The sequence below is a fragment of the Streptomyces sp. NPDC051987 genome, assembly GCF_040680735.1.
Classification (GTDB): domain Bacteria; phylum Actinomycetota; class Actinomycetes; order Streptomycetales; family Streptomycetaceae; genus Streptomyces.
This window is the reverse complement of the sequence record NZ_JBFAXI010000065.1, coordinates 1-22,476: the sequence shown is the minus strand read 5'-3', so window position 1 is coordinate 22,476 and position 22,476 is coordinate 1. Positions and strand designations below refer to the sequence as shown.

General features: G+C 68.6%; 16 protein-coding genes and 2 pseudogenes. 16 read left to right on the top strand and 2 right to left on the bottom strand.

Features of this window, described 5'->3' with window-relative positions:
- Nucleotide 1 precedes the first annotated feature (1 nt).
- The 12 genes from eccB (at nt 2) to AB0M11_RS28595 (ending at nt 17,780) form a co-directional block, all read left to right on the top strand.
- Entirely contained in the window at nt 2–1,468 is a 1,467-nt protein-coding gene (eccB, locus tag AB0M11_RS28650; protein WP_365710453.1) for a type VII secretion protein EccB, read from the top strand.
- 198 nt (nt 1,469–1,666) lie between these two features.
- Nucleotides 1,667–2,020, top strand: coding sequence for a WXG100 family type VII secretion target (locus AB0M11_RS28645; RefSeq protein WP_365710451.1), 354 nt, complete (start codon nt 1,667–1,669; stop codon nt 2,018–2,020).
- A 55-nt stretch (nt 2,021–2,075) separates the two neighbouring features.
- Complete coding sequence (locus AB0M11_RS28640) at nt 2,076–2,366, top strand: hypothetical protein (protein WP_365710449.1); 291 nt, start codon at nt 2,076–2,078, stop codon at nt 2,364–2,366.
- 17 nt (nt 2,367–2,383) lie between these two features.
- Nucleotides 2,384–2,827 carry a hypothetical protein gene (locus tag AB0M11_RS28635; protein WP_365710447.1) on the top strand — a complete coding sequence of 148 codons (444 nt, stop codon included), beginning with the start codon at nt 2,384–2,386 and terminating at the stop codon, nt 2,825–2,827.
- 27 nt (nt 2,828–2,854) lie between these two features.
- On the top strand, nt 2,855–4,582 hold the full coding sequence (locus tag AB0M11_RS28630; RefSeq protein ID WP_365710445.1) for a hypothetical protein: 1,728 nt from the start codon (nt 2,855–2,857) through the stop codon (nt 4,580–4,582).
- Nucleotides 4,579–5,040 (top strand): YbaB/EbfC family nucleoid-associated protein, encoded by a 462-nt coding sequence (locus AB0M11_RS28625; protein WP_365710443.1) that lies wholly within the window; start codon nt 4,579–4,581, stop codon nt 5,038–5,040. The genes AB0M11_RS28630 and AB0M11_RS28625 overlap by 4 nt, the downstream gene beginning before the upstream one ends.
- A complete protein-coding gene (locus AB0M11_RS28620) occupies nt 5,040–5,381 on the top strand; it encodes a hypothetical protein (protein WP_365710441.1) in 342 nt (113 codons plus the stop codon). Before AB0M11_RS28625 ends, AB0M11_RS28620 begins: the two co-directional genes overlap by 1 nt.
- 16 nt (nt 5,382–5,397) lie before the next feature.
- Entirely contained in the window at nt 5,398–12,078 is a 6,681-nt protein-coding gene (locus tag AB0M11_RS28615; protein ID WP_365710439.1) for a hypothetical protein, read from the top strand.
- 732 nt (nt 12,079–12,810) lie between these two features.
- Nucleotides 12,811–13,011 carry a DUF6229 family protein gene (locus AB0M11_RS28610; RefSeq protein WP_208105964.1) on the top strand — a complete coding sequence of 67 codons (201 nt, stop codon included), beginning with the start codon at nt 12,811–12,813 and terminating at the stop codon, nt 13,009–13,011.
- Nucleotides 13,012–13,236: 225 nt separating this feature from the next.
- Nucleotides 13,237–16,071 (top strand): type 2 lanthipeptide synthetase LanM family protein, encoded by a 2,835-nt coding sequence (locus AB0M11_RS28605; protein WP_365710437.1) that lies wholly within the window; start codon nt 13,237–13,239, stop codon nt 16,069–16,071.
- 609 nt (nt 16,072–16,680) lie between these two features.
- Nucleotides 16,681–17,355 (top strand): hypothetical protein, encoded by a 675-nt coding sequence (locus tag AB0M11_RS28600; protein WP_365710435.1) that lies wholly within the window; start codon nt 16,681–16,683, stop codon nt 17,353–17,355.
- A gap of 8 nt (nt 17,356–17,363) precedes the next feature.
- A complete protein-coding gene (locus tag AB0M11_RS28595) occupies nt 17,364–17,780 on the top strand; it encodes a hypothetical protein (RefSeq protein ID WP_365710433.1) in 417 nt (138 codons plus the stop codon).
- 388 nt (nt 17,781–18,168) lie between these two features.
- Here AB0M11_RS28595 and AB0M11_RS28590 read toward each other — a convergent pair.
- A pseudogene (locus tag AB0M11_RS28590) lies at nt 18,169–18,411 on the bottom strand (transposase); the annotation flags it as partial.
- Nucleotides 18,412–18,513: 102 nt separating this feature from the next.
- On the opposite strand from AB0M11_RS28590, the gene AB0M11_RS28585 reads away from it, so the two are divergent.
- The 3 genes from AB0M11_RS28585 to AB0M11_RS28575 all read left to right on the top strand — a co-directional run bounded on the left by AB0M11_RS28585 (nt 18,514) and on the right by AB0M11_RS28575 (nt 20,409).
- Nucleotides 18,514–19,368, top strand: a complete 855-nt coding sequence (locus AB0M11_RS28585; protein WP_365710431.1) for an IS5 family transposase — start codon at nt 18,514–18,516, stop codon at nt 19,366–19,368.
- Nucleotides 19,365–19,775 carry a hypothetical protein gene (locus AB0M11_RS28580; protein WP_365710429.1) on the top strand — a complete coding sequence of 137 codons (411 nt, stop codon included), beginning with the start codon at nt 19,365–19,367 and terminating at the stop codon, nt 19,773–19,775. Before AB0M11_RS28585 ends, AB0M11_RS28580 begins: the two co-directional genes overlap by 4 nt.
- 82 nt (nt 19,776–19,857) lie before the next feature.
- The gene (locus tag AB0M11_RS28575; protein WP_365710427.1) at nt 19,858–20,409 is read left to right on the top strand and encodes a GNAT family protein; all 552 of its coding nucleotides are present in this window, start codon (nt 19,858–19,860) and stop codon (nt 20,407–20,409) included.
- 227 nt (nt 20,410–20,636) lie between these two features.
- On the opposite strand, the pseudogene AB0M11_RS28570 reads toward AB0M11_RS28575, so the two are convergent.
- Nucleotides 20,637–21,360, bottom strand: a pseudogene (locus tag AB0M11_RS28570) (transposase); the annotation flags it as partial.
- A 302-nt stretch (nt 21,361–21,662) separates the two neighbouring features.
- Here AB0M11_RS28570 and AB0M11_RS28565 point away from each other — a divergent pair.
- Nucleotides 21,663–21,959 (top strand): hypothetical protein, encoded by a 297-nt coding sequence (locus tag AB0M11_RS28565; protein ID WP_365710425.1) that lies wholly within the window; start codon nt 21,663–21,665, stop codon nt 21,957–21,959.
- The last annotated feature ends 517 nt before the right edge of the window (nt 21,960–22,476 follow it).

Here is a 22,476-nt window from a genome sequence, read left to right as displayed (position 1 = left end):
CATGGCAGGACGACGGGACCAGGCCCAGGCGTACCGTTTCCTCCACCGCCGCCAGACCGCCTCGCTGCTGCACGGCGACCCGGACGGCCCGGACTCCTCGGTACGCCGGCTCGGCACCGCGATGTTCTCCAGCCTGCTCGTCGGCGCGCTGCTCCTGGCCGGCTTCGGCATCTTCGGGCTGCTCGCACCGGGCGGCGCCACGGCATGGCGCAACGGCAAGGCACTGATCGTGGAGAAAGGCACCGGCAGCCGGTTCATCTACGCCGGGGGCGCCCTGCACCCGGTGCTCAACTACACCTCTGCGCGTCTGCTGCTGGGCAACGGCCTGACGACGAGTTCGGTGTCCGCCTCCTCACTCGGCACCGTGCCCCGGGGACTCCCCGTCGGGATCCCCGGCGCGCCCGAGGAGATCCCCGGAACCGGCGCACTGCTCGCCGCACCCTGGACCGCCTGCTCGGTCCCGGCCAACGACGCGGCGGGCAACGTCAAACCGTACGTACGGCTGACCCTCGGCCCGGACGGCAGCGCGGGCACCCCGCTGGGGCAGGCCCAAGCCCTGCTGGTGGAGGCACCCGACGGCACCCTGTACCTGGTCTGGAACGACCAGCGCTTCCGGATCGGGCCGAGCTACGTACCGGCCGCCCTCGGCTACGCGGCGGCACGTCCCCTGGGCGTCGGCGCCGCGTGGCTGGACACCGTCCCCCAAGGCCCCGACCTGGCCGCCCCCGCCGTCAGCGACAAGGGACGGCCCGGCCCCACGGTCGGCGGAAAGCGCGCGAAAATAGGCCAGGTCTTCTCAGTGACGAACGTGGGCTCGGGCACCCAGCACTACCTCGCCCTCGCCGACGGCCTGGCCCCGGTCACCGAGACCCAGGCCGCCCTGCTGCTGTACGCCCCGCACGCCGCCCCGGCTCAGAGCCTGACGGCGGCCGAGGCGAGCCAGGCACCCGTCTCGTCCCGCCGCGTGACCAGCGGCCTGCCCCCGACACCACCCGGGCTCATCGACTCCACCGGCGAGGCCGTCGCCGTCTGCGCGGCCTTCACCGACACCTCCGGCGCCAGCACCAACGTCACGATCACCACCCGCGTCCTGACCCCCGACCAACTCGCCCGCACCCCGGCAGGCACCTCCCCGGCATCCCCCGACGGCGGCCCCCTCGCGGACACCGTCACCGTCCCCTCCGGCCACGCCGCCCTGACCCGCGCCCTCCCCACGCCAGGCCTGACCGGCGGCACGCTGTACCTGGTCACCGACCTCGGCGTCAAGTACCCGCTCCCGGACGCCGCCGTCCTGTCCTCCCTGGGCCTGGCCGGCGTCACCCCGGTCCCGGTCCCCACCGGCATCCTGTCCCTGCTGCGCACCGGCCCGGACCTCGACCCCCACGACGCGGCCGAGACGGTCCCCGTCCTGCCCGACCACAACGGGAGCCCGCAGCCGCAGATCCCGGTCCCGGCGGCGTCGCACTGATCATCTTTGGCCGAGATTTGACTGCATGTTCACAACGGTGGGTGTCTCATGCACTTTCCGTGGCGACAGGGGCCGCCCTAAGCTGATCGCCAGATATGACTCTTCATCAACTCGCCTCTGGTTTCCGCCTGTTGACGTGATACCTGCGCTGGGAAGTCCGGCGCGGGGGGCACGTGGCCGGGGCAGGAAGGTGCACGCATGGCCGGGAACTTCGTCACTACCCAGACTGCCCAGATGGGGAGTGCGTCGAATGACGTGGAAACCGCGGCGACGCAGCTCCAAGGGGTGCTCACCCAGCTGCAGAACCTGATGGCGGGCGTGGCGCCCAACTGGCAGACGGCCGGTTCCAACGTCTTTTTCCAGGCCATGGAGATCTTCGGCCAAGACCTGGACTCCACCATCAAGCGGCTCATCAACATCTCCGAGACCCTCGGCGTGTCGGCCCAGACGTACCAGGCCAGCGTCCAGGCGGAAGACGAGCTGGCGCGGAAGCTGTCCAACGCGCTGAACGGCGCCATGGCCTCCGGCACGCCGGCCTCCGGCCCCAGGTAGGCCGCGTTCCCGCCCGCGCCCGCCGATGCCGCAGCAAAGAGGAGTGAAGGTTCTCATGGACGAGCAGTTCATCAATGTGCAGTACGCAGCCCTGAGTGACACCGCGACCCAGCTCAACCAGCTGATCAACAACGCCGAGCAGATCATGAACGACCTGTCGGCGAAGACGAAGATGCCGTACTGGGAGAGCGCCGCGAAGGATCAGTTCCAGCAGGTCATGAGCCAGTGGATGGCCGACATGACCCAGCTCCACGCGTTCATGCAGCAGGGCCACGCGTTCACCGCCCAGCAGGCCGAGAACTGGCCGTTCACCGACGCCAAGGTCGTCGGCCAGTGGACCGCGTGACGGGAGGGCTGTAGCTGATGGCGGACACGGTCGGAGGCGGCGGTAACGGCAGTCTGCAGGCCGATATCGCCGCGATCAGAAAGTACTGCAGTGACGTGGGCGAAGGACGGAACGGGCTCGCCGGACAGGTGACGGGGCTCAGTGGCACCGATGCTGCACCGCTCCTCGGACGCCAGACCCCACTCTTCGGTGAAGCCAGTCAAAAAGGCGGTTTCACCGAGGCGCTCACGTTGCACCAGGTTTACCTGAAGAGAACGGAGGACCTTATCGCGACCGGGGACTCCTCGTTGTATGACCTGGCGGACTACCTCGGTGTCCTTGGTACTGCCGCACAGACGGCCTCGGATGAATATGATCAGCAGGTGTTGTCCGAGTACAATGCCGCCAAGGTCATTGACGACGCCGTCGCCTCAACGACGCTCCCGTCCTCATTGTCGTCACCGGGACTCGGAGGAAGCTGAGCCATGGCGGACCCAAGTATACCCGTTATGACCTCCGAGCAGTTCGAAAGTGCCTTTGCGGCACTTGAGAGTTCGCAGGCCGCGCTGTCCACAGCCGCGACCGCGTGGCAGAACCTCGGCACGTCCGTCAAAGAGATCATGGAGGGCGGCAAAGGGTCACTCAAGGCCATTGACCAGACTCTGCACCAGACTTGGCAGAGCGGTGGAGCCCAAGCGCTGTACAACCACTCCGACCAGGTGAGGGCCTGGGGTGTTGGCTTGGCTAACGTGTTCACTGACCGCTCGTCGCAACAGGTGGCGAATGGTACGACGGCCGACAGTTCATCGATGGCGGGCATCCTGGGAAGCCTGGTGCCTGTCAGGCAGACGGCCATGACCACATACAAAACGTTCTCTCCGCTGTGGTATGCCTTCACCAGGAAGGCGGCCCAGTATTTTCATAATCTCGATGCGGAAGTTCTGCAATTTCTCACCAACGGCACCAGCAGCAATGGCAACGGTTCGCTCGGGGCGACGCAGACCGAGAACGTCAGTGTTCGTACCACGCCGGGGCTTCTCAGCACGGTCACCGTCGAGACCTTTACGCTCCAGATGATGCCGACCTACACCGAGAGCGGCTTCCAGGCCCAGAGCCGAGCGCATTGCCAAGTCACCATGACATGGACGGTCGCGGCAGGTGACGACTCCGGGACGGCCGCGCCGCAGATCGTCGTCCAGCCGGTGCAGATCAACCTCCTGCCGAGTGCCCGGAATCTGACTGACGGGGCCAAGACGCAGGAAACGACCGTGAGCAAGGCCGCCGGGTCCGTCCAGGACCCGGACGTCCAGAAGGCGAACGTCGACCAGTACCTGACCCTGCTCCGCAGCGCTCTGAAGCCGGTCGCCGATGCGTATACGACGGCGTCGGACAAACTCCGCAGCCCCAGGCCGGCTGCTCTCAAGATCGGTGTGAAGGCGGGTAAGAAGGGCGGGGCCACTGGCGGTTCCCCGGGCGCCGTCCCCGCGCTCGGCGGCGGGAAGATCGGGACGCAGACCCCCAAGACCCCGGTCCAGAGCGCGAGCCAGACCCCGAAGACCCCGCAGGCCTCGCAGCAGAAGGGCGCCACCGCGACCCCGGCGGCAGCCCAGAACGCGGCCAAGAACGCCGCCGAGGCGAGCACCGGCGGGACGTCGCTGGCCAGCGTGCCCACGGCGTCGGTGCCCGGCCTGAACAGCGGTACGGGCACGACCACGACCGTGCCGCCGATCTCGACCACAGGGACCGGCGGGTCGTCGACGGGCCCGACCATCCCCACCGTGCCTCCGGTGACCATCCCGCCCACCGACTTCACCACCCCCGCGTCCGTGTCCGGCCTCGGGACCGGCACCAGCGGCCTCGGTACCGGCTCGGCGTACATCCCGAGCGCTGCCGGGTTCGGCGGTGGCGGTGCGGGGCTGAACGGTGAGTCCTTTGGCACGAGCGGCTCCGACGGCCTGCTGGAGAGCCCCTTCGCCGGGACCGGGACTGGCACGGGCACTGAGGACGGCCTCATCACCGACCCACAGGCGGCGGCCGCCACCGCGGCCGAGGAGCAGGCCGCGACGCAGGGAGGTTCCCGCGGTGGGATGCCGTACATGCCGATGTCCCCGATGGCGGGCGCCGGCGCAGGCGGAAACGGTGACGAGCGCCGCCGCAACGCCTGGCTCGACGAGGACGAGGACCTCTGGTCCACCGGCACCGACCCCGCCCCCGCTGTGATCGGCGGGTCCAGTTGACCCCGGGCACCGGCTCGTACGAGGCGCGGGCCGCCATGCGGGCCCGCGCCGAGGAACTCCTCGCGGAGTACGGCCGGATGCGGGCCAAGCTGAACGACGTGCGGGCCAGCACCCGCGAGGTGCGCGGCACCGCTCGTACCGCGGACGGCGGTATCAAGGTCACCGTCAACTCGCGTGGCGGCCTGCTCGGACTGGAGATCGAGCCGAGTACGTACCGCAAATGCGGCCCGACGGAACTCGCCGAGCGGATCATGGCACTGTCCAACGAGGCGACGGCCGACGCCGCACGGCAGATGGAGGGCATCCTGGGGCCCTTCCTGCCGAAGCACATCCCCTACCAGGACGTCATCAGCGGTGCGGCCGATCTGACGACGCTCGGCGACCAGCCCGTCAGTGACGAGACGTTCGACGCGTGGCGCGCGAACTTCGGCCGCCCGGCGCAAGAAGAGGACGACTGATGGCCGGCGACGGCGTCACGGCGGACCTGGACGGCATGAACAGGGCCGCCCAGCAGTTCCAGCAGACCGCCGAGGCAGCCGCGGTTGTGGGCAACAAGCTTGCGAGCGACCTGGCCCCGCTTGGGGACTTCTGGGGCGGCGACTCCACGGGCAAGACGTTCGAGCAGAAGTACCTCCCCGCCGTCACGACCTGGATGGGCCAGGCCGGTGTCGTCGGCTACGAGGGTCTGCCGGGGATCTCGGACGCCGTGAGCGGCTGGGCCGGCACATACGACGATCAGGTCCAGTCGGAGGAGACGGACGCCACCCAGCTCAGGTCCGAGATCGACGGGGCGCGCTGAGGACCGGGAGCAGCCGATGGGCATGGAACTTCCCGCCGAGCTGAGATGGGCGCTCGGCCTGGTCGGCATGGAGTGGCCCGAGTTCGACGAGGAACTCGGCCGCCTGGCGGGCCAGGCGTGGACCGACGCGATGATCGGGATCCGCGCCATCGGCGACGCCGGCAACATCTCCGCCGAGATGCTCAACTACTCGGTCCAGAGCGTCTCCCTCCAGGCGTTCAACGACCACTGGGGCAAGTGGACCGGCCCGAACTCCTACCTCGACGAGATGTACCAGCAGGCGCGCCAGACCGCCGCTCTGGCGCTGGAGGCCTCGAACCAGGCCGAGTTCGCCAAGTGGTCGGTCATCATCGAACTCACCCTGCTCGCCATCCAGCTCACCATCGACATCGCCCTCGCCGTGGTCACCGGCGGCGAGAGCATGGCCGAGGGCGCGCTCGCCGTTTTCCTCGCCCGTGAGGGCATCGGCGCGATCCTGCGGAGACTGTTCTTCGCGGTGGCGCTCGCCGCGCTGCCGGACGCGATCACACAGACCATCCAGCTCGTCAACGGCCACAACGACGGCAAGGGGTTCAACGGGCAGCGTGTGCTCAATGAAGCCGGCAGCGGGTTGGCCTTCGGCCTCTTCGCGGAAGGCGTCGGCTGGGGTGCCGGCAAGGCGCTCGGCCAGTGGGCTCCGGCAGTGGCCGAGAGTCTGCAGAACCCGGCGAACAAAGCCGGGCGCACAGCCTACGGCACCGCGAACGGCATCGTGTCCGGCACGGCGTTCAACGCCCTCCAGTACGGCTTCAACGCTGTGCACGACCCAAGCGCCAACCAGGGCAAGTCGCTCGGCGACGTGATGTGGGAGGGCGTCAAGGGCGGCCTGGTCTTCGGCCTGGGCATGGGCCTCATCACCGAGGCCCTGCCCGGCGGACACCAGCCGGAAGCCGCTCCCGCCGGCGCCGGCACGGATACGCCCAGCGGCGGTCCCGCCGATGTGGCGGCGGGTCCCGTGAGCGTCCTTCCGGTCACCGATGCGGCCGGCCCCGGCACACCCCAGCCGGAAGCGCGGCCCCAGCCGGAACCCGACGCAACGACCACGCCGGGCCAGGCCGAGAATTCCGTAGGCCCCGTCAACGTCGCTATCACCAGGGAGAACGCGAAAAATCCGCTCGTCCCTGACACGGTGCTGCAGGGCACCCTGGAAGACGGCGTCCTGCACCAGGTGAATTCGGACGGCACCCGCGGCGACGCGTACCTGATCAAGAGTGACGGAACGGCCGTCCCAGTCCGCGACGGCAGCACCCAGCCGGAGCAGACGCTGCCACAGCATGCCCAGGGGCCCGCCGAACCGGCGGCGCAGAGCACCACTGGCGGCGGCTGGACGGAGGGCCCGTCCGTTTCCGAGCCCACGCACACCGGAGAGACCGGCCTGGTGCCCCAGGGGTCAGGCCGAGGACCGCTGCCTCCGGGCACGATCGACCTGTCGGGCACCACCATGACCGTCGAGTCGTCCACCCCGAACTTCCCCAACATCGTCGAACGCTACGCGGTGCAGGCCGCCGGTCCGGGCGTCGAAGGCCAGCCGGCATCCAGCGCGTTCCAGCGGATCTCGGCGACCTTCACCACGCCCGACGGCCAACAGATCCACTTCGGGGGAAACGGCCAGGCGTCGCTCATCGTCGCTGACACACAGAAGCCCACGCTCATCCCCGTCGACCGGACCTCGCTCGCGAGCCCCGGCACGGCGCACGGCCTGCTCGGCACGTTCCGCAGCCTGGACGGTCCGGTCGCGGATGCCCTCTTGCCGGAAGGGACGAGGCTGTACTCGATGCCGGACTACGGCAACCAGCAGGCCCAGTTCGACGCGCGCGGCATCCGCGTGGACGCGCCTGTCGACCAGCAGGTGATCGCGGCAGTCGTCCCGTCCAGCCCGACCCTGACGACGTATTACCAGCGTGAGGAGGCCGGGGGTCCGCTGCGGTTCTGGGGCACGAAGGAATCCGTGGACGGCACGACCCTCTACCGTGACCGGTTCGGCAACGTCTCGATGCGCGTCGAGGCGGACGGGACGGTCTTCCGCCCCGACGGCTGGAACGTGGTCGAGTCCGGCTGGATCGGCCTGGTGGGCGAGGGTGCCGAGCCCGGTCCCGTGCTCACCCTGCCGGACGGCACTCAGACCCCGCTCGCCCTGGCCGGGGGCACAAACGAGCAGTCGGCCGCAGGCCTGGAAGCCGAAAACGTCAGCAGCGCGCCCGTCGAGGCACCGCCGTCCGAACCAGCTGCCGCCCCCACGACGACGCCCGGGGCCGTGACGACGATCCCGCAGAACAGCGACGTCCCCCACGAACCCAGCGCCGCCGATCTGTTCCGCGCCGCCCTGAACGGCGAAACGGCAGGCCGGCCGGTCGCAGAGCTGGTCGGCGCGGAGGCCTCGGCGGCGATGGCGCCCCCCGAGACTCCGCATGCTCCCCAAGCCCTCCAACCGTCGTCCGGGGGTGGCGGCCACGTAAGGATCGACCCGCAGTGGAAAGGCTACGTACCGGACATCAGAAACGAAGGCACGCCGCCTTCCTTCCACGGCGGCGACCAGAACAGGGGAGGCCTGGGACACGACTCGTTCTTCGACGATCCCCTGAGCTTGCACCGGTCCCTCAGGAGCAACCCGGCCAACAAGTGGGCGGGCGGTAACCGTCCGGATGAGCCCACGGCGGAAACGCCGCCAGACACCACTCTGGCCGAGGGGAATGACAGAAGTTCTGAGGATGGGGCAGCCGGGCCGGTGTCCGGTGACACTTCCGGATCCGAACCCACGCCCGTGCAGCCCAGCGGTCCGGAGGGGCCCGACAGCGTACCGGAGGCCGGTAGCCGGCCCCCAGGACCGCCTGAGGAGGTGACCGGCGCCCAGCAGTCCGCACCGGAGCCCGTTCTGGAACCCGCCCCGGTCCAGCAGTCGCCCGTCGAGGCGGTTCCGGTCGAGGCGGCGGCGTCGGCCACCCAGGCACCGCCCGAGCCGACGGCTCCCGAGCACCAAGCGGCACCGGCTGCGCAGACGGCGCCGGAACAGCCCGCAGCTGTGCAAGTGCCGTCCGAGCCTGCGGCACCCGAGCTGACGGCACCCGAGCCCGTGGCACCGTCCGAGCCCGTGGCACCGTCCGAACACGCGGCATCGGCCGCACACGCGGCACCCGAGCCGACGGCGTCCGCGCCAACTGCAGCCGAGCCAACCGCACCTGCCCCGGACGCCCGGTTCACGGTGTCACGCATCAAGAAAGCGCTCGACTTCGCCAAAAGCCTGGACAACTACCAGGAGCAGCGACTCGAAACTCTCGCAGAGGCGCTTGAGGAGGTCCGCACGGCAAAGAACCCAAGCGAAAAGGAAAACGCCGCCTACATCGCAAGGCAGGCACAAGAAGAACTCGACGCCATGGCACAGGTCGTGGCGCAGGTCAGGACGTCGGAGGAGAGCCCTTTCACGCAGCGCGTACGCGAGCTGTTGGACCAGATGGGGACCGACCCTCGCGATATCGAGGCGATGGCCACCGCGATCACGCTCGAAGAGCATATGAAGACGGTCCAGGATGTCAGCAGGGAGTCCTACCTGATCAAGCTCCAGGTTCAAGCACAGGAGGACCTGGCGAACCACCGTAAGAACCTGGCCCTGCAAGGTATGGCCAACGACCAGATCCGTGAGGGCAATCCGGCCGGAAACCGGCTCGTCGACCAGCTCGGCAGCGCGGCCCGTGATCTGCAGGACAAGCTGACCGGCACCGCGGCGGTGCCCAACGAGGTCGATCAGCGGGTCGCCGCGCAGAAGAAGAACGTCGTCCAGAACTTTGCCCAGACGATCGGCGAGGCACTCGGAATAACCGACCGCGAGACGGCCCAGCTCACGGCCCGGATCAGGGCTTTGGAGCAAATGCGCGGTGAACACCGCGAGCAGCAGAAGCAACAGGAGGCGCGGATCGGCCAGGACCCGGAGACTCCGCTGGCCGCCGCCGAACAGGCCTTGCAGGACCAGAGCGGCCGGGTCTTCCCGAAGTCAGGGGCGGGTCAGGGACTCAGCGCTGACGAGTTCGAGCAGCATCTGGCGTCAGCGGCCCCTGAGGCCTGGCAGCAGGGCACCGGCGTCCCGGCAAAGGCCTCTGGGCCGGCCAGTCTGAAGTCTCAGGTCGAGCAGTTCGTGGACAAGGCGGAGGCGGCAGGGCACTCGGTGACCCGAAGCCCCAAGCTCTTCGATCTGAGCCTGTCGGTCCCCGACTTGCGGCCGAAGTCAGTCGAACACCTGCTGAGTGTGCTGGCCGGGGTGAGTAATACGCAATTTGAGCGTTCCTTGGACAGGTACACCGCCAGGCACGCGGAGGACGGCAGGGTAGTCAAGGCGGAGGTCCTGACCGTCACGGTGAGCGACGCAGTGAAGTCCGATCCGGCTGACTCGTTGGTCAATTTTGACGGCCCGGTGCTCACCCCCGGGAATGGCAACCACACCATTCTCGAAGGGCTATTCCCGAACGGCAGGGGATCATACTCGGTCACCGTACGGTTCGACGAAGGCCAGAAGATCTCGGCGCCGAACCTCGGCGGTCCCGCCGACGTCCGGGAGAAACTGACCTGGACGGTGCGGGACAGGGACGGAAACCTCCTGCACAAGCAAGTCCTGACCCAGCGTTCTGCCCAGGAGCCGTCAGCTGGCACGCTGCTGTCGGACGCCCATGTCTACACCGCGCAATTGGCCGGTTTCGTCACCATTCCACTCGGCGGCTTCTTCGACGGGAAGATCAAGTTCTTCGCCGACGCCAAGCACTCTTCCGAGTACGGGCTGCCCGCAGACTTCTCGTCGATCACCTCGTTCGAACACCTGATGAGCACTGTGCTACCGAAGAACACCGAGACAGCCAGTGGGATGTTCAAGTTGCAGGTGGCCATGGCGGGATCGAATGTCGGTCCGGCGGTCTCGTTCACCATCAAGGGCGATCTCCCCGCGATCCGAAAGCAGATCCGCGGCATCCAGGACTACTTCAAACAGGTCACCGGTGGCGGACAGCGTTCCGTCTCCCCGGAGAAGGTCGTCGAAGGCTTTGCGACGTATGTCGCCGACAACCTCCCGCCAGAGCCCACGGCAGCCGACCCGGTGTCTCCCGTGCCGCTCCCCGACGATCCGGCGACCGCCGCCCCGGCAGAGCCGCCGCACAACCAGGGCGCCGCCACCTCGGCGCCGTCCGCCGCTACCGCGCCGGACGGGCCGGGGAACACGGCAGCCAACGAGGGCGGATCCGCCGACAACCCGGCCGCTCCACCGGTCGGGAAGGAGCCGGAGAGCACGTCACCGACCCCGCCCCTTGGCAACGACGGTTCCGAACCGCAGGCGGCAGGCTTCAGCGCCGCCCCCGCCACCCCGCATGGTCCCGATACCGCTGCCTCGGAGCACGCCGAGACGGCGGAGCCCGCCCAGCAGCCCACGACTGGGCCGGACGTACCGTCGGCGGTGCAGCCCTCGGCCCCGACCAACGACCTCGCGGAGCACTTCACAGCCCCCGGGGTAGCCCCGGAGAAGATCGGGCCGACGGACTCTGCGAACTCCGCAGTGATCCCCCAGCAACCCGACGACCAGGCCGGTTCGGCGGGCGACGTGAACGCAGAGCCGCAACAGGCGACGGTAACCGGCGCGGCCGAGTCCACCGATCCACCGCAAGTCGAGCCGTCCGCCGCCGCCGTCGACCCGCAGGTCGAACATTTCACGAAGGCGCTGCGCCCGCAGTCGATGACCCGGCCGCCGGACATCGTGTTCCAGGGCGAAACGCCCCCGGAGCACAGAGGCGGCGAGGAAGCGCCAGGCGGGCTGGACCGTTCCATGTTCGACCGGATCATGGGGACCCACGGCAACCTGGCCGCCGGAAAGGCCGGCGGACCCGCACCGGAAGCCGTCCCGGTTTCGCCTCCGCCCCCAGTGGCATCCCCTGCCGGGCTGACAGCCGAGGCCGGAGCCAAGTGGACGAACAATTTCGCGAAGGCTGTTAATGACCTGAACCAGGGAAAGGGCATCTTCAGCCTCCAGAACGATAGCGTCAAGAGCTGGCTCGCCCATCACAGAGGGCAAGAAGGAGAGTTCCAGACGCTTGCGCAGGGCCTGATCGACACCCTTGCGTCACCGAAATTCTCGGCTGCCGACGCCTACGAGAAGTTGCAGCGCATGAAGGAGGCCTTCCCGCCGGACGCACACCTCTCGAAGGAGGTCAGGGACAGGCTTGAGTCGAGCCTGCCCACGACCATCCTCACCGAGGTTCTCGAGCCCATAAACGCCAAACGGCTCCATGAGCTGGGTTACAGCACCCTAAGGGCCGGGGACAAGAGTGTGGGCGGCGCGCAACCTGACTACGAGTTCACCGACAGCGGTGACGTGGGCGACCATGTCCGCGTCACCTCAGGCAAGACCCTGTCGGAATTCCAGAATAAGCTCGCCAAAAGCATCAAGGACAAGGTCAGCACGTACAACACGGCAAAGGGACTGGTGCACGTCGTGGCAGACGCCATGAACGTCCCGGTACTGAAGCAGGGAATGCAGCAGGGCACCATTACTGACGCTGATATTCAGAACGTGGTCCAGAACGCCGTCAACCAAATGCCCGAACAGGCCAAGGCCAAGTTGGGGAACGTTTTCGTCGTCGCGCCGTCCGGTAAAGTCATCGTGACCGAGCACGGCCCCAAGCGGCCCTGAAGACCGGAAGGCGGTGGGGCGGGGTTCTTCGCGGACCCGAAGAACCGCTGCTCCGGAAACGCTCGCGTCCCCCCGTCCAGATCCGTCAGCAGTCGGCACCCGATACGGCGGAATTGATGTACTGCACGCAGCGACGCGGGGACATACGAGGCACGACAGTGCCGACCGTCGCCGACAGCGTGTCGCCCTCGCGGTCGCCCGACGCAGTCGTGTCGCCTTCCCGACTGCCGTCAGACGGGGCACTGGCCCAGGCGCTCGGCGAACCCAGAGCCACCAATGCCATGGTCAGGGCAAGACCCCCCGGTACTCGCCCGCTCACTTCAGGCACTGCTTCGCTCCCGCGGTCGACACGATGCCCGTGGCGGGGGACTCGGGGCATGGGGACGGGTGGAACCGCTGGGCGGTGGCGGGCAGCCGTTGGTCCAGACGATGGTCCGGCTGAACCGGTAGAGCGTTGGCACACGGTGGCGGGTTGGCAGGACTCGGAGGGGTACGCCGAACGCTGGGGCGGGGCGTCCACCACGCGCCGCGTCACCGCCCGACCGCGCGCCGGAGCCCCCCGCGGCAGGCGTCGTCGTGCGCCCCCACACCCTCCCATCCGGCCCGCGAGTGGCGCGGCGTCCCAGGAAGCCCACAGGAACGTGGCCGAATCGGTCATCTGACGTGTGGTCACGGACCGCGATACTCAGGGCTGGGCAATCCGCCCGAACCCCCTACGTCCGGAGGCCACCCATGCCCCAGACCCGTGTCTCCCACTCCACCGTGATCGAAGCCTGGCTGTCGGGCGCCGAGAGCGCGTACGGCCAGTCCAACCCCGCCGGCCCTCTCTACGTCGGCGGCACGGCGGCCGAGGCCGCGCTGACCGACCCGAGCGACTCGCTCTACGGCTTCTGCTCCAGCCCGAGTGGTTCGCACGGCAGCTTCTGCTGCTGACCGTCCACGGCGGGCCGACAGCCCCGGTGCGGGTGGCTGGGCACTGAGTGCCCGCGCCGGGCGGGGTCTCTTCGAGTTCGACCAGCAGGAGTGTGGGGAACCACCGCCGGGCCATGACGCCCGCGTACCCGGGAACGGCCGTGCCGTCCGGGCCGGCGAAATGGCTCCCCACGCTCCCTCCGGGCGCCCTGAAGGCGCGGGACAGCGGCACGGGAAAGGCGGACGGTGAGCGGATCGAGGCTGGAGAACGGGCACGACACGGAGTGGTTCACCCCACCCGTACGCACCGTCGCCCGCCCATGGCGGGAGGAGCTGGCCCGGCGACTGGCCGGCATCAGCGCCCTGGGCCGGGAGGAACGGGACGTGGTGCTGGAAGCGGGCCACACCGCCCTGGTCAGGTCCCTGCACGCGAAGCTGTCCCGCCTGTTCCTGATCGAGCTCCACGCGCTGCGCCTGGCGGCGGGCGGCGTCCGGCCCCCCGGGAGCTCGGTGACCGCGGCCGGTACGGACACCTGGGCCGCGTTCATCGAGCAGGCCGCCGAGGAGGGCTACCTCGACCGGCTGGCCGGCCGGTACCCGACGCTCGGTCCGCGGGTCGCGTCGGTGGCGCGGCTGTGGCTGGCGGCGACGGCGGGCTTCGCGCAACGGTTGGCCGCGGACCGGTCGCTGCTCCGGCCGCTGCTGGGGGGAGCCGCCGGGGAGATACGTGCCGTCACCTTCGGCGCGGGCGACAGCCACCGTGGCGGCCTGACCGTCAGCCGGGTCGACTTCGTCTCCGGAAGCGTCATGTACAAACCCCGGCCCTCCGGGGCCGACCTGGCACTCGGCGACCTGCTGGACGAGCTGTTCGCGGACTTCCCCGGGGCCCCGGCGCCGGACGAGCGGATCCGGGTGCCGCGGACCCTGGCGCGCGAGGGCTACGGCTGGGCCGAGTTCATCCACCACCGGTACTGCGCCGACGAGGCCGAACTCGCCGCGTTCTACCGCGGCGTCGGACACTGGCTGGCCGTTCTCCGCTTCATCGGCGGTACCGACATGCACGCCGAGAACATGATCGCGGCCGGTCCGGTGCCGGTGATCGTGGACGCCGAGACCCTCTTCGACGCCCCCGCCCCCTTCCCGCCCAGCAACAGGGGCGACGCGGTGGACGTGGCGGCGACGGCCATCCGCCGCACCGTACTGCGGACCGGCCTGCTGCCCGTACGCGGCACCGGCTTCGCGCTCGGCGGGGTGGACATCTCCGGGGTCGGGGCACTGCCCGGTCAGCAGCCGATGATCCCGAACCCGGTGATCGCGGACGGCGGCACCGCGGCGGCCCGCTTCCAGGTGGACCTGGTCGCGATGCCCGCCGCGCGCAACCACCCCAGCGCCGCCCCGGTGCTGAGCGCCTACTGGGACCGCGTCCTGACCGGCTTCCGGGAGATGACCGCCCACCTGCGCCGGCCCGGCGAGGACCCGTACCGGCTGCTGCGCCGCTTCGAAGGCGTCCGGGCGCGCCGGATCCTGCGCCCGACCCAGGCGTACGTCGACATCGGCCGGATGCTGTGGCACCCGGCGTCGCTGCACGACGAGCCCGCGGCCGTCGACCGGGCCCGGGACATCCTGCGGCGCAACGCCGAGGTGCTGCCCGGCGCGCCCACCGACCGCGCGGCCGTCGACGCCGAGATCGCGGACCTGCTGGCCGGCGACGTACCCATGTTCACCTTCACCGTGGACCGGGCCGCCGTACGCGACACCGTCGAGGACTGGCGTACGGCCGAGCTGCCGCTGGAGGAGGCGGTGATCCAGGACGCCCTGGTGGGCGCCTACCTCAACGAGCGTTCGCTGCCCGCGCGCGTCCAGGCCCCCGCCCGGGACCCGCACGCCCGTGACCGGGAGCGGCGCCGCCGGGCCCTGGCCGCGCGGATGGTCCGGCGGCTGTGCGACGGGGCGGTACGCGGCGACGACGGCACGGCCACCTGGATCAGCCCGGTGTTCACCCCGGCCGGATGGTCCATCAGGGTGCTGCCCGCCGACCTCTACACCGGGCAGGGCGGGGTGGCGCTGACCCTCGCGGAGTACCTGACCGAGGTGCGGGCCGGCCGGGCCGACGAAGTGCCCGGCGTCACCGAGACCTTCGACGGCGCGCTGCGGGTGCTGATCGGCACCGAGGACCTGACGCCGACGCCGTCCGCCGGGGCGTTCAGCGGTGCCGCGTCCCAGGTGTGGACCTGGCTGGCGCTGCACCGGGTGCTCGGTGAGGACCGGATGCTGGAACGTGCGGCCGGACGCGCCGTGCTGCTGGACCGGGGCCCGCTCGTCGAGGACGACATCGAGGTGGACCTGCTCAACGGAGCCGCTGGCGCCGTCGTCCCGCTGCTCGGCCTCGCCGCCGCGACCGGGCAGGACCGCTGGCTCGGTGCCGCCGCGCACATCGGACGCCGACTGGTCGGGCTGGCCACCCAGGACTCGAGCGGCGCCCGGTGGACGACCCGGCTCAACCCCGAGGGCATCGGCGGCTTCGCCCACGGCGCCACCGGCATCGGCTGGGCCCTGGCGAGGCTCGCCCTCAGCGACGCGGGTACCGCCGCCGACCGCCGCGCCTGGAGCCACCTCGCCGAACGGGCCTTCGCCTACCAGGAGTCCCTCTGGCAGCCCGGGCACGGCAACTGGCTCGACGCGCGGGTCGGCGCGGAGGAGGACTTCTTCACCAGCTGGTGCCACGGCAGCGCGGGGGTCGGCGTCGGCATGCTCGACCTGTACCGGCGCGCGGGCGACCCCGCCCACCTCGACATGGCCGGGCGCGCCGCGCGCGCCTGTGCCGCGGAGGGCTTCGGCTGGAGCCACACCCTGTGCCACGGCGACCTCGGTCTGTGGGAGTTCCTCAAGTCCCTGGACTCCGGCGACCGGCCGGATCTCGACGCGGAGATCCTCACCGGCCTCGAACAGCGGGGCCCGGTCGGCGGTCTGGCCCGCGAGGCGTTCTCACCCAGCCTCATGTCCGGTCTCGCCGGCGTCCTCCACACCCTCCTGCGCATGCATCCCGCGGCCGACCTGCCCAACCCCCTGCTCCTCGACTGACCTCGGCGGGCACGGACCTGCCCACGGTCGCGCAGGCGTCCGGGGGCAGGATTCGAACCTGCGCACCCGGCTCCTGAGAGCATGCTCATGACATGCCTGAGTATGGCCCTGACCTAAAAGGAGCCTCGGGGGCGGTGTGAATTCGTCTCGCTCACACGCCGCTCACACGCAAGCAGGGAAGGGGGCGGGGGTCACCTCCGGCTGCCAAGGCCCGACGAGGGCGACGACATGACAGGGCTGCAACACCCCGGGGGTGTTGCAGCCCTGTCCCCAGATCGGACAGGTGGGGCGCTGGCGAATCTCGCTGTCCCATCTGTTTGGGCAGGTCAGCGCTCTTACCGGGCAGTCGGACACGTGGGACATGTTGCCGAAGGCGTCTGTTTCCCCGATTGCGATGCCTGGCCTGCGTGCCAGGGTGGGCGCGTGATGGTTACAGGCCGAAGAGCCGATGAGCAACGGATAAAATGCTGGGCTCGGGGCGGAGGAAGTTGCCTGTAGGGCAGGGGAGTTAAGGCGGGGGACGTGGAAGCTGCTCGGGTTTTCTTTGGGCTGTCTGCAGCGGTGCTGGTTCCTTGGGGTCTCGGGTGGCAGCGCTCGCGGCCATGGAGCATGGTCTTCGTCACCGCGATCTCTGGCGGGTACGTCATCGGGCCTTACTGGAGTCAGGGAAAGGCCTGGCTGGCGCTGCTTGCAGCGGTCTTACTCGCTGCCTCGGTGGTGTTCCTCTACAACTCTTCTGGCGTACCTTCAGCTGGGTTGTCAATCACGATCCCAAGCCTGTTCGGTTCAGTACCGACGCCCGCACGTATCGGTGTGGCGATGTTCGGGGCTGCGTCGGTTGTTGCCGTGTGGGTCGCCGGCGCAACGACGACCATGGTGAGCGAGAAGCTGTTGCTGAGCGACAGGGCAACTGTCGTGCTGGCAGGTGGTCTTGTCGCTGTGTTCGCGGGTGGCCCGCTCGCGATGGCCGCAACATTGCCTGTGCGCCGCCAAGTCAACACTCTTCAGAGCACCGATCCACAACGCCAGCTAGCTGAAGAGTTCATGACGGGCAGCCGAAGCATCGGCATTCTGGAGCGAGCTCTTCTGTTTGCGTTTCTGGCCGCTGGTCAGCCTGACGCCGCAGCGCTTGCCTTGACGGCCAAGTCTCTCGCACGCGGACCCTCTAGCGACCACGGCAGGTACGCGTCTGAGTACTTCCTGCTCGGTACGCTAGCAAGCGTCATCGCATCGTTGGCCATGGGTATGGCTGTTCGCGCGGCGATCGGGCTGTCCGTCCTGTAGGAGGCGCGTTGGAGCTGAACAAGCATCCCCTCATTGAGAAGCTGCGCTCGCTCCAGTTGCCTCTCTCCGACTTCGTTGTTGCTGGCAGTGGCCCCCTACTGGCCCATGGGCTCCGCGAGGACGTCGGAGATCTCGACGTCGTAGCCCGAGGAGCTGCCTGGAAGCTGGCCCTTGACCTCGCCGACCCCGTGTTGGCTCCGTCAGGGCACGGGCAGATGGTGCTGCTGTTTGAGGGTTCTATTGAGGTCTTCGACCGGTGGCTTCCAGATGGTAAGAGCCCGGACGAATTGATCGCAGATGCGGAAATTATAGAGGGAATTCCGTTCTGCTCTCTTCGGGATGTTTTTGACTGGAAGGTGCGATCCGGTCGGTGCAAGGATCGTTTGGACATCGAATTGATCAAAGGCTACCTGCGGAATTATTGAGTACTCGATGGGCTGAAACATTCTGGGGGGCCTCGTGCAGGCCGGACAGGTGGGACAGTGGTAGGTCCTGCTGTCCCACCCCTCTCCGCAGGTCACCCCCATTGCTGGGACAGTCGGACGGCTGGGACACCATCTGCCCCGGCGCTGGCCCGCGCACCTCGTGGCACTCTTGGCACTCTTGGCAGCGGGGAGTGGCGGCAGTGAGAGGAGTCCGAGTGTCGGAGGCCAGTCCGCGCTGAACCTACCTGGTCATCTCAGAGAAGCTACGGGAGCGGATCGGGGCGGACGAGAACGCCGAGGTACTGCCGTCGTGGGCTGACCTGATGCGTGAGCATGGTGTTGGCCGGAACACGGTCCGGGGTCACGTCCCCTGTGATGGTGTAGGCGATCAATCGTCCGTAGTGTTCGGGGTGTTGGGAAGTGCAGGGGTGGTGTGGCCGATGTGTTCGGCGGCGTAGATGGCCGTCATGCTGCCCTCGGAGAGGTAGCGGCGGGGGAAGGCGATCCATTCGTCGTGCATATCGCTGAGCACGGCGGTGACCAGTCGTTCGAGGGCGGCCGGGTTGGGGAAGACCTGCACGACATCGGTGCGGCGCTTGATCTCGCGGTTGATCCGCTCCAGGGGATTTGAGTGGACGTTAAGTCCGATCTTCCTCGGTTCGTGATCGCTCGATCGTGGTACTGAGCGTCATACCGGGCGCCTGCTGGGCATGTCCATGTTGAGATGCGGGGCATGAAGCGAGAGCCGTACCCGAGCGACTTAGCGGACGGGCAATGGGCGTTGATCGAGCCGATGATCACGGCCTGGAAGCAGGAGAGGGTGGCGCGGTCAGCGACCGGAGATCCCGGGTCCTGCGATCTGCGGGAGGTAGTGAACGCGATCTTCTATCAGAACCGGACGGGCTGCCAGTGGCGTTATCTGCCCCATGACTTCCCGGCCTGGTCGGCGGTGTTCTACTACTTCGGCCTGTGGCGCGAGGACGGGCTCGACCAGCGGATCCAGGAACTCCTGCGCTGCCAGGTGCGGGAGAGAGCCCGGCGATTAGAGGACCCGTCCCTGGTGATCATCGACACCCAGTCCGTCCGCGCGGCCGCGGGTGTCCCGAAGACCACGACGGGACTGGACGCCAACAAGAAGGTGTCGGGGCGCAAGCGGGGACTGGCCGTGGACGTGCTGGGGCTGGTCATCGGCGTCGTGGTGCTGGCCGCCTCCGCCCATGACAACGCCGCCGGCACCGCCCTGCTCGATCAGGCGGCCGAGCGGTGCGGGATGCGTCTGGAGAAGGCCCTGGTGGACCAGGGCTTCAAGGACGAGGTTCTTATCCACGGCGCCCTGCTGGACATCGACGTCGAGGTCGTCCGCCGCAACCCCGCAGACCAGGGCAAAGGCTTCGTCCCGCAACCGAAGAGGTGGATCGTGGAGCAGGTCAACGGCACCTTGATGCTGCACCGCCGCCTCGCCCGCGAGTACGACCACCGACCCGACACCTCCGCCTCGCGCGTCTACTGGGCTTCCATCGCGAACATGGCCCGCCGCCTCACCACACCCGCCCCCACCTGGCGCGACACCCTCGGGCTGGCCGCGTGAACATCAGCGAGCTCCTGGCAGACCTTCAGGACCAGCACGACGAAACCACGGCCCGGGCCGGTGAACTACACGACCAGATCGACCACTTGATTGCCGCCCTGGCCGAGACCGAAGCACGACTCGCAGACCTGGCCACCACCCGGAAGATCATCGCCGAACGCATCCCGCCCGGGACCGAGCCCGATCCGCCCGAGACGAACACCGCCTACCGGGCCATCGTGAACGCCTTCAACCAGCACCCCGGCCGGGCATTCCGAGCCCGCGAGCTGCACGAACTCCTCGGCATGCCCACCGACGAGGCGACCGTCAACGTCACCCGCAGCCGCCTCGGACGCCTCGTCCGACAAGGCTTCCTCACCCAACCCGGACGAGGCCGCTACCAGAAACGGACGCAACACCCCCTATGACGCAGCAAGCCCCCGCCGCCGTCCGTAGCGGGTGGGCGTGCGAAGATCCAACGGTCGGATAAGCGCACCTTGAAGGATGGCTATGTTCGCGATTTCCCTGGGGGACGGGGCCGAGCTGCGGCCTTTGGAGCCGTGGCGGGCCGAGGAGTTCCTCGCGCACATGGAGCGGGGCCGTGACTTCATCGGTGCGCACATGGAGCTGCCCGACCTCGCCGCAGACCTGGACTCCGCCCGCAGCTATCTCCAGCTTTACGCCGACAAGGCAGCCTCCGACACCGGCCGACTGTACGGTATCTGGCTCGACGGCACCCTCGTGGGTGGCGTCTCCTTCCCGAAATTCGACGCCGCCGCCGGCACCTGCGAGGCAGGCTGCTGGCTGGAGCCTGCCGCCACAGGCCGGGGCCTGGTCGGACGTGCCGCACGGCTAATCATCGACTGGGCATTCAACGAACGCGGCATCCACCGCGTGCAGTGGCTGGTGTCGCCGAACAACACGCCCAGCATCAACGTGGCGAAGCGACTCGGCATGACCCGTGAGGGCGTCCTGCGCGAAACCTACCTCTACCGCGACATCCGCCACGACGCCGAGGTCTGGTCGGTGCTGGCGCCGGAGTGGCAAGCCTTGGGTAGCTGAGCAGTCCTTTGACTTGCCGTTTCTCCACGTTCACAGCTGTCGATCCGTCGAGGTCGCAGGGAAGGCAGGGTGCCGCGTAAGCGACTCGGCCCTGGCCGCGAAGCTGATTCCACGGTGAACGTCACCCGCTCCCGACTCGGTCTCGACGACGGCCGAGTTCAACCGCCGCCGACACCCGGCTGACTCGGCAGCCCAAGCATCCTCACCCAGCCCGGAAGCCCTCTACAGGAAACGGACTTAACGTCTTCTGAGGACTGGATCTTTTTCCAGTGGGAGATGGGGAAGGCGGCGAAGGCGGTCAGGTCCTCCTTGGCGTCCAGGAGCATCTGCCTGACCTTGGGGAACTGCTGCCCGAGCATGTCGGCCACCGCATCGAGCTGGTGATGGACGGCTTCGGCGGTGGGCTGGATGAAGATGGTGCGGATGGCTCACGCGGACCTTGCAGTAGGTGGCGTCCACGTAGAGGTAGGGGAAGCGGCTGTGATCCAGGGGCCGGCCGCGGGAGACCGTGAGCTGTTCGTCCAGGTCACTGCAGATCCGCGAGACCTCGCTCTTGGAGATGCCGCTGTCCGCTCCGAGCGCCTTGACCAGGTCGTCGACCGAGCGGGTGGATACCCCGTGCACGTATGCCTCCATGATGACCGCATACAGGGCCTGGTCGATGCGGCGCCGCCGTTCCAGCAGGCTGGGGAAGAAGCTGCCGCTGCGCAGCTTCGGTATCGCCAGGTCCAGGTCTCCGGCCTGGGTGGCCAGGGTCTTCTCCCGGTGACCGTTGCGGAAGGCGGTGCGGGTGTCGGTGTGCTCGTTCCACTGGGCGCTGATCCGGCCGCTGAGCTCGGCCTCGATCAGCTCCTGCAGCATGCGCTCGGCGACGTTGCGGACGAGCTCGATACCGTCCGCCGTGCGTAGTGACTCCAGCAGGCGTTGTAGGTCAGACTGGGACAATGCCATCGGGCACCTCCAGGGCTGAACTGGCCGTTCACCAGCGAGATTTGCACGGTGGCCTGCCTTATGCGCAGGGAGCGGAGACCGTCACCGGATGCACGCCCCGGGCACCCGTCCGCGCACACCCACACGGTGATCGGCTACACCATCACGCGGGACGCCATCCGGTCCGGCGGGCTCTCGTATGTTCACTTGCGTGCGGGCGACCGCGTGTGATCACTGGCTGGTCGCGAGGGTGTGTCGGTTGGTGGCCAGGATGAGTACCTGTACTCAGGCGCATCTGCTGCGCTGCCGGCACGCTGACTGGCATGCAGCGGCGTTCGGTGTGGTTGGATCTTGGGCTCGCGGTCGCCCTTCTTCCGGTGTCGGCGATGCTCATCGTCTGGCTCGGAATGCATGTGATGTTCTCGGGTGATGACTTCGGATCCCCCGGCATCCGTACTGCTCATGCTGCGCGCCGTGGGGCATGGATCAACGGCTGCGTAGCGGTGGTGGTGGGCGGCGGGCTGATGGGGCTGCGACTGTGGATCGCAGGATCTCTGCACCTGCTCATTCTTGGCGCGGCCGCCGTTCTGTTCGCCGCAGTGGCTATGCAGCATGGCTGATCACGGGAGTCTCTGGTAGGAGATCAACGCGTCGGCGATGTGGGTCCGGAGGACTACGCTCAGGCGGTCGCCGAATGCCCACTGACCTGCGCGAAGCCCTTCAAGATCAACACGCTATTACAACGTGATCACTGGCATACTGCTTCCGACCGCATCCGCCTGCACAAACCACAAGACCCCGCACCCAACGAACGCGCTGGTGGCGGGGTCTTTAGGCACCTCACAAGGGGTGCCCCCAGCGGGGGACTCGAAGCGTGGGGACGCGCGGAACCATGGGCCGGCGCTGCTGAGCCGGTGATCCAGATGGCCGTCCCGGTGAATCGAGCGGGCACGTAGGCGATCGGCGCTCTGGCCGCAGCGTGTGGAGCCGCCCTTCGCGTTCCTCTGCCGCTCCCCGGTGCTGCAGGCAGAGCCGCCCCGTGTGTCGGCGGCGGTTGAACCGTGACCCAGTTTGGTCGGTTGAGTTCTGACCCTCGCGTCGTCGGTGGTCTTGCTCAGTCGTTGCCGGCGGCGGTGG

Excerpts from the sequence above, each read along its gene's own strand:
- AB0M11_RS28630 (WP_365710445.1), top strand. The coding sequence starts at position 2,855 with ATGACCTCCGAGCAGTTCGAAAGTGCCTTTGCGGCACTTGAGAGTTCG.
- eccB (WP_365710453.1), top strand. The coding sequence starts at position 2 with ATGGCAGGACGACGGGACCAGGCCCAGGCGTACCGTTTCCTCCACCGC.
- AB0M11_RS28645 (WP_365710451.1), top strand. The coding sequence starts at position 1,667 with ATGGCCGGGAACTTCGTCACTACCCAGACTGCCCAGATGGGGAGTGCG.
- AB0M11_RS28615 (WP_365710439.1), top strand. The coding sequence starts at position 5,398 with ATGGGCATGGAACTTCCCGCCGAGCTGAGATGGGCGCTCGGCCTGGTC.
- AB0M11_RS28640 (WP_365710449.1), top strand. The coding sequence starts at position 2,076 with ATGGACGAGCAGTTCATCAATGTGCAGTACGCAGCCCTGAGTGACACC.
- AB0M11_RS28620 (WP_365710441.1), top strand. The coding sequence starts at position 5,040 with ATGGCCGGCGACGGCGTCACGGCGGACCTGGACGGCATGAACAGGGCC.
- AB0M11_RS28565 (WP_365710425.1), top strand. The coding sequence starts at position 21,663 with ATGCAGCGGCGTTCGGTGTGGTTGGATCTTGGGCTCGCGGTCGCCCTT.
- AB0M11_RS28585 (WP_365710431.1), top strand. The coding sequence starts at position 18,514 with ATGAAGCGAGAGCCGTACCCGAGCGACTTAGCGGACGGGCAATGGGCG.
- AB0M11_RS28635 (WP_365710447.1), top strand. The coding sequence starts at position 2,384 with ATGGCGGACACGGTCGGAGGCGGCGGTAACGGCAGTCTGCAGGCCGAT.
- AB0M11_RS28610 (WP_208105964.1), top strand. The coding sequence starts at position 12,811 with ATGCCCCAGACCCGTGTCTCCCACTCCACCGTGATCGAAGCCTGGCTG.
- AB0M11_RS28600 (WP_365710435.1), top strand. The coding sequence starts at position 16,681 with ATGGTCTTCGTCACCGCGATCTCTGGCGGGTACGTCATCGGGCCTTAC.
- AB0M11_RS28575 (WP_365710427.1), top strand. The coding sequence starts at position 19,858 with ATGTTCGCGATTTCCCTGGGGGACGGGGCCGAGCTGCGGCCTTTGGAG.